Raw genomic sequence first — 6,301 nt, forward strand, 5'->3', positions numbered from 1 at the left:
GGGTGGGCACTGCCGTGGCCTTAGCGGTACCCCGCGAACGCAATGGTCAGGAATGTGCCGGTGCCGCGGCGGCGGCCTGGTGCAGCGCGTCCTCGATGCGGGCCTGCACGGCCCGCACGACCCCCGGATGCAGCCCGAGCGGCTGGGTGACCGTCCAGCTCGTCCCGGGGTGGTCCGTCTGCGCTGCCGCCAGAGCGTCCGGGATGTCGCGGCTGGTGTGGTTCCCGTCGAACAGGAAGAAGGGATGCGCCACGATCTCCGAGCAGCCGGTGCGGACCAGCGCGGCGTAGCCCTCCGCGATGTCCGGGCGGGCGATCTCGAGGAAGGCCGGTTCCACCGCGTCCCAGGCGGGGGGCGTGCCGGTCGGCACGCCGCCGCCGCTCCCGTCGCCGGGGGCTGGGGCTGGGCTGTCGGTGTCGGCACCGGCCAGCGTGCGCGCGAGCTCGACGACCGTGGCGTTCGCCTCCGCCCGCCGCGAGCCGTGTCCGATCACCAGGAGACCGCGCATGCTCTCTAGTCTGCAACCAGCGGCGGGCGGCGCGTCGCCGGGCGGGCGCGTCGCCGGGCGGGCGCGTCGCCGGGCGGTTCCGGCCCGCCGCGGCGCGGCGGCGCGGGCCCGGCTCTGATGCTGGGGTGGCTCTGTTCCTGGCGGCTGATCGGAGGCCCGGCTCGGCTTCTTGCCCTGAGGAGTCCTTCTCGCCGTTTGGTTTCTTCCTCGCCGTTTCGGGTGTCGATGGCAGCGGATTCCACCTCATTAGGGCGAGATGGAAACGAAAGGGCGAGCAGGCCGCCCGGCCCTTTGGGAGTTCTGTCCGATAGATAGCGATCTGTCCTGGTCGTGTGGTCTGGGATCGCAGTGGCCCTCGGGGTTGGAGATCGCCGGGCCCGGTGGCCCGGCTCGCGGGCTGGGTGCTGTTACGGCGGGCGGCCGTCGGAAGACGGACAGCATACGGTCATCCGACGCTGCGCGGGTTACCGTCGCGAGCGACGGCCGCCCGGCGCGACCCGGACCGCCGGCCTGTCGCCGGCGCGGCCGAGGCGTGATGATGGGGTGTCCGCGGGTTCCCGCGGGATCGAGGGTGGCGGCACGTCGCGGTGGCGCCCGAGACGAGCGGGAGACCAGTGGCGGACCGATCGGCACGCCGGACGCGGGGTGCCCCCCTGCAGCCGGGTGATCCGACGTTGATCGGGCGCTACGAGGTCGTCGGCCGGCTGGGCGCCGGCGGCATGGGCACCGTCTTCCTGGCCCTCGACCAGAGCAGCCGGCACGTAGCGATCAAGGTGATCCGCTCGGATCTCGCGGTGGATCCGGAGTTCCGGGAGCGGTTCGCCGACGAGGTCGCCGCCGCCCGCCGGGTGGCCCCCTTCTGCACCGCGCAGGTCCTCGACGCCGACCCGCACGCCCGCCGTCCCTACCTGGTCACCGAGTTCATCGACGGTGCCCGGCTCGACGAGGTCGTCGCCGAGTCCGGGGCGCTGCCGCTGTCCACCCTGCAGGGGGTCGCCGTCGGGGTGGCCTCCGCGCTGACCGCGATCCACGGCGCCGGGATCGTGCACCGTGACCTCAAGCCCAGCAACGTGCTGCTGTCGTACTCCGGCCCCCGGGTGATCGACTTCGGGATCGCGCGGGCGCTCGACGCGGCGGGCGGGCGCACCCAGTCCGGGCTGGTCCTGGGCTCGGCCGGGTGGATGGCCCCGGAACAGATGGAGGGCACGGCGCCGGTGGGCCCGGCGACCGACGTCTTCGCCTGGGGCCTCCTTGTCGCCTACGCCGCGGGCGGGAGCCACCCCTACGGCGACGGCACCTATCTCGAGATGTCGGAGCGGATCCTCACCGGCCAGCCCGACCTGCGGCCCGTCCCGGCACAGCTGCGCGACGTCGTCGCCGCGGCGCTGCGACGCGACCAGCGGGTGCGGCCGTCCGCCGAGCAGATCCTGCTGAACCTGCTCGGTGACCGTGGCCGGAGCGGCAACACGCGCGCCGTGGCCAGTGAGGTCCTCGACGGCACCTGGCCACGCGGCCGGTCCGCCGCCGCGGCGGCCGCCGGCGCGGGCGGCGCGGGCGACACCTTCGGCGCGGCAGGTGCCGCCGGAGCCGCCGGAGCCGGTGGTGGGCCCGCGGCGACCCGTGTGGCGGGCGGGACGGCCGGCGCGGGCCAGGCCCCCGGCCGACCGGCCCGGACCCGCGTCGCCGGCCCCGCGGACGTCAGTAGCCGCTGGTGGGAGGGCCCGCCGGCGCCTGCCTCGGGCCGGCCGGGCGACGGTGCGGCCCCGGGCGGGTTGCCCGGTGCCCGCCCGGCATCCCCGCCGGTGCCGGGCGGGCAGCAACCCGCCCGCCGCCGCCGCAAGGGCGGATTCGTCCAGTACGGGGACGAGCCCGAAGCCGCCCGACCGGACGGGCGGTACTCGGCAGGTGCGGCCGGCGCGGCTGGAGCCGGCGCGGCGGCGGCCGGTGCCGGCGCGGCCGGTCCGCCGCAGGCCCAGGGCGGCGGCGCGCGGCCGGCGAGTGCCAGGCCGGCTCCCCGTGGATACGCACCCGCCGCGCCACCCCCGCCCGCGCCTCGCCCGGCGCCGCGACCGGCTCCCCGGCCGGCGCCCTCGCCCGCTCCGGCGCCGGCGCCGTACTACGGCGACGCGCACCGCCCGGCACCCCCCGCGCCGGCGCCGTACGCGCCGAGCCGCCGGCCGCGCCGGCGGTGGCGCCTGCGGATCCCGTTCAAGAAGACGATCATCTTCGTGGCGCTCGTGCTGCTCCTGCTGTCGGCGGCCGACCAGATCGCCACGATGGTGGACGACCAGCGCCAGCGGCTCTGGGACAGAGTCGTCAGCACATTCCGGGACGACATCGGCGGCCGGATCGACGACCTGTGGGGCAAGACCGACAACCTGCGTGACCAGACCCCTGACCTGGGCGACCAGGTTCCCAACCTGCCCACCCAGCTGCCCGGCGGGCTCGGGAACCAGAACGGCTGAACCGTGCTGGCGCGGGCCCGGGCCGGCCACGCTTCGCGGCCGCGTGGAGGTCGGCGGCATGAAACAGGCCCGACACAGGTACACCGTCGTCATGGCGAACTTCAGCAGCAAGGTCCAGGAGATGCTCCACAGCCCGAAGGCCCGCCAGATGGTCGACAAGGCGCGGGCCGCGGCGAACAAGCCGGAGAACCGCGACAAGATCCGACAGCTGTCCAGCAAGCTCACCAGCCGCGGCCGTAGCGGGCAGGGTACCGGCCATGACGCCCGTGTCGGGCCGGACAACATGCACTCCGACGTGCACCGTTCCGACTTCGGCGGCCAGAACGGCGCCGGGCCTTCCGGCCCGGGAACGACCGGTGCGGGCGGGCCCGGCGCCGGGGCGGGTTCCGGCTCCCGCGACAGCTCGGGATACGACCGGATCTGAGCCGGTCCGCCACCCGGCCCCGGCGCCGCCGGGGCCGGCGCCACCCGGGCCGGCGCTTCCCCGGGCCGGTGTAGCCCGGGCCGGGGCTTCTGAGGCGGTGTCTTCCGAGCCGGCTCGTCCGAGTTCGGCCGCCCGTCGCCCGGGGCTCGCCCGGCGCAGGTCGTACGATCCTGGGGTGAGCCTTGTTGATGCCGACGGTGAGTCCCCGGCGGGCCGGGCCCGCGTTCCCGACGCCGAGATCCGCGCGCTGCTCGACCGGGCGGCCGACGGCGGGCGGATCTCGCCGGAGGAGGCGCTCCTCCTCTACACGTCCGCTCCGCTGCACGGGCTCGGGCGTGCGGCCGACGCCGTCCGCCGCCGCCGGTACCCGGACGGCATCGCCACCTACATCATCGACCGGAACATCAACTACACCAACGTCTGCGTGACGGCCTGCCGGTTCTGCGCCTTCTACCGGTCGCCGAAGCACGCCGAGGGCTGGGTCCGCGACCTCGACGACATCGTCGCCAAATGCGGCGAGGCGGTCGAGCTGGGCGCCACCCAGATCATGCTGCAGGGCGGCCACAACCCCGAGTTCGGGATCGAGTGGTACGAGCGGACGTTCGCCGGCATCAAGGCCGCCTACCCGCAGCTCGCCCTGCACTCGCTCGGCGCCAGCGAGGTCGTGCACATCGCGCGGACGTCCGACCTGGACTTCGCCGAGGTGATCACCCGGCTGCGCGACGCCGGGCTCGACAGCTTCGCCGGCGCGGGCGCGGAGATCCTCACCGAGCGTCCCCGGCACGCGATCGCCCCGCTCAAGGAGCCCGGCCACGTGTGGCTGTCGGTCATGGAGATCGCCCACGGCCTGGGCCTGGAGTCGACGGCGACGTTCATGATGGGCACCGGCGAGACCAACGCCGAGCGCATCGAGCACATGCGCATGATCCGGGACGTCCAGGACCGCACCGGCGGGTTCCGCTCGTTCATCCCGTGGACGTACCAGCCGGAGAACAACCACCTCGGCGGCCGGACGCAGGCGACGACCCTGGAGTACCTGCGGCTGGTGGCCGTCGCGCGGCTGTTCTTCGACAACGTGGCCCACCTGCAGGGCTCGTGGCTGACCACCGGCAAGGAGGTCGGCCAGCTCACCCTGCACATGGGCGCCGACGATCTCGGCTCGGTGATGCTCGAGGAGAACGTCGTCTCCTCCGCGGGGGCCCGGCACCGCACCAACCGGTCCGAGCTCATCCACCTGATCCGGGCCGCCGACCGCATCCCGGCGCAGCGCGACACGCTGTACCGGCACCTCGTCGTGCACCGTGACCCGGCGCTCGACCCGGTCGACGACCGGGTGGCCTCGCACTTCTCCTCGACCGCGCTGCCGCTGGTGTCGACCTGAGCCACGACCAGCGCCACGAACCGAACGCTGTCCCGAAGGCCGTCCCGAATGCTGTGTCGACGTCCGCTGAGGCGGTCAGGGGCGAGCCGGCCGCGGTGGGTAGCGGGCCGAAGATCGAGCTGCACGTCCACCTCGAGGGGACGGTGCGGCCGGAGATGCTGCTCGCGATGGCGCGCCGCAACAACGAGGCGCTGCCGGCGCGCACCGTCGAGGGCGTGGCCGAGCTGTACCGCTTCCGCGACTTCGACCACTTCCTCAAGGTCTGGGTGCTCACGACGCAGGTCATGCGCACGGCCGACGACTTCCGCGAGGTCGTCGTCGACTACGCGGGACGGGCCGCCGCGCAGGGCGCCGTCTACCTCGAAGGCATCTTCTCGCCGTGGTTCCGGGTGAACCGGGGCGTGCCCTGGCAGGAGATCTTCACCGGCTACGCCGAGGGTGCCGTCGAGGCCCGCGAGCGCTTCGGGGTCGAGGTACGGCTGACCCCGGACATCGACCGGGTGCTGCCACCCGAGGTCGCGATGGACGTCGTCGGCTGGGCAGCCCGGTTCACCGACCGCGGTGTCGTCGGGATCGGGCTCGGCGGGCCCGAGGTGGGCCATCCGCCGGAGCCGTACGCGCCGGTCTTCGCCGCCGCCGCGGACGCCGGCCTGCCCGCCGTCCCGCACGCGGGGGAGACGGCCGGCGCCGAGTCGGTGCGCGGCGCGCTGCACGCGCTGGGGGCGAGGCGGATCCGGCACGGCGTGCGGGCCCTCGAGGACCCCGAGCTCGTCGCCGAGCTGGTAGAGCGGGGCATCGTGCTGGACATCTGCCCGACGTCGAACCTGCGGACGGGTGTCGTCACCGACCTGGCGGCGCACCCGCTGCCCGAGCTGCTCGCGGCCGGGCTGCGCTGCTCGCTGGCCACCGACGATCCGGCGATGTTCGGCACGGATCTCGAACGGGAGTACGCCGTCGCGGCGGGCCTCGGGGTGCGCCTCGCCCGGCTCTACGAGGCCGGGGTTGCCGGCGCGCTGTGCGACGACCGGACCCGGTCCCGGCTGGCAGCGCTCGGGGCCGGCACGGACTGGGACGCCGCCCAGGCCACGGCGCTCGCCGCCGAGGCGGCTGGGTCGGCGGCGGCTGGGTCCACGCTGGCCGGGTCTGACGCGGCTGGGTCCGCGACGACGGGGTCCGTGGCCATGATGAACGCAGAGGGATGAGCCGGTGAGTCGAGCGGGTCTGGACAAGAAGCCCGACCAGGTGGCCGCGATGTTCGACCAGGTCGCGCGGCGGTACGACGTGACGAACGCGGTGCTGTCGGCCGGCCTGGACCGCACCTGGCGGACCGCGACCGCGCGGGCCCTGGCCCTGGCGCCTGGCCTGCGGGTCCTCGACGTCGCGGCCGGGACGGCGACATCGTCCCGGGCCTTCGCCGCCGCCGGGGCCGATGTCGTGGCCTGCGACTTCTCTCTCGGCATGCTGGCCCAGGCCCGGCGCCGGCTCGCCGACGCGACCGCGCGGGCGGGCGCCGGGCCTGGGCC

Annotated in this window: 6 protein-coding genes; 5 read left to right on the top strand and 1 reads right to left on the bottom strand. The window is 75.0% G+C overall.

The features are described 5' to 3' along the window. Window positions 1-46: 46 nt before the first annotated feature. Window positions 47-508, bottom strand: coding sequence for a sirohydrochlorin chelatase (locus FMEAI12_RS07055; RefSeq protein ID WP_071066462.1), 462 nt, complete (start codon window positions 506-508; stop codon window positions 47-49). Between the two features lie 614 nt (window positions 509-1,122). Here FMEAI12_RS07055 and FMEAI12_RS07060 point away from each other — a divergent pair. The 5 genes from FMEAI12_RS07060 to FMEAI12_RS07080 all read left to right on the top strand — a co-directional run. Next, window positions 1,123-2,973: a serine/threonine-protein kinase gene (locus tag FMEAI12_RS07060; RefSeq protein ID WP_112105404.1), complete on the top strand. Its 1,851-nt coding sequence runs from the start codon at window positions 1,123-1,125 to the stop codon at window positions 2,971-2,973. 58 nt (window positions 2,974-3,031) lie between these two features. Beyond that, on the top strand, window positions 3,032-3,397 hold the full coding sequence (locus FMEAI12_RS07065) for a hypothetical protein (RefSeq protein WP_235013782.1): 366 nt from the start codon (window positions 3,032-3,034) through the stop codon (window positions 3,395-3,397). A 175-nt stretch (window positions 3,398-3,572) separates the two neighbouring features. Continuing rightward, on the top strand, window positions 3,573-4,778 hold the full coding sequence (mqnC, locus tag FMEAI12_RS07070) for a cyclic dehypoxanthinyl futalosine synthase (RefSeq protein WP_049795791.1): 1,206 nt from the start codon (window positions 3,573-3,575) through the stop codon (window positions 4,776-4,778). A 95-nt stretch (window positions 4,779-4,873) separates the two neighbouring features. Beyond that, complete coding sequence (add, locus tag FMEAI12_RS07075; protein ID WP_112105405.1) at window positions 4,874-5,980, top strand: adenosine deaminase; 1,107 nt, start codon at window positions 4,874-4,876, stop codon at window positions 5,978-5,980. A 4-nt stretch (window positions 5,981-5,984) separates the two neighbouring features. After that, a partial coding sequence (locus FMEAI12_RS07080) for a class I SAM-dependent methyltransferase (protein WP_146776646.1) occupies window positions 5,985-6,301 on the top strand: 317 nt, incomplete at its 3' end.

Source organism: Parafrankia sp. Ea1.12, assembly GCF_900465275.1.
In the GTDB taxonomy this organism is placed as follows: domain Bacteria; phylum Actinomycetota; class Actinomycetes; order Frankiales; family Frankiaceae; genus Parafrankia; species Parafrankia soli.

What these genes read in the sequence shown, in the direction of transcription:
- FMEAI12_RS07055 (WP_071066462.1), bottom strand. Translation starts at nt 508, where the DNA reads ATGCGCGGTCTCCTGGTGATCGGACACGGCTCGCGGCGGGCGGAGGCG.
- FMEAI12_RS07065 (WP_235013782.1), top strand. Translation starts at nt 3,032, where the DNA reads ATGAAACAGGCCCGACACAGGTACACCGTCGTCATGGCGAACTTCAGC.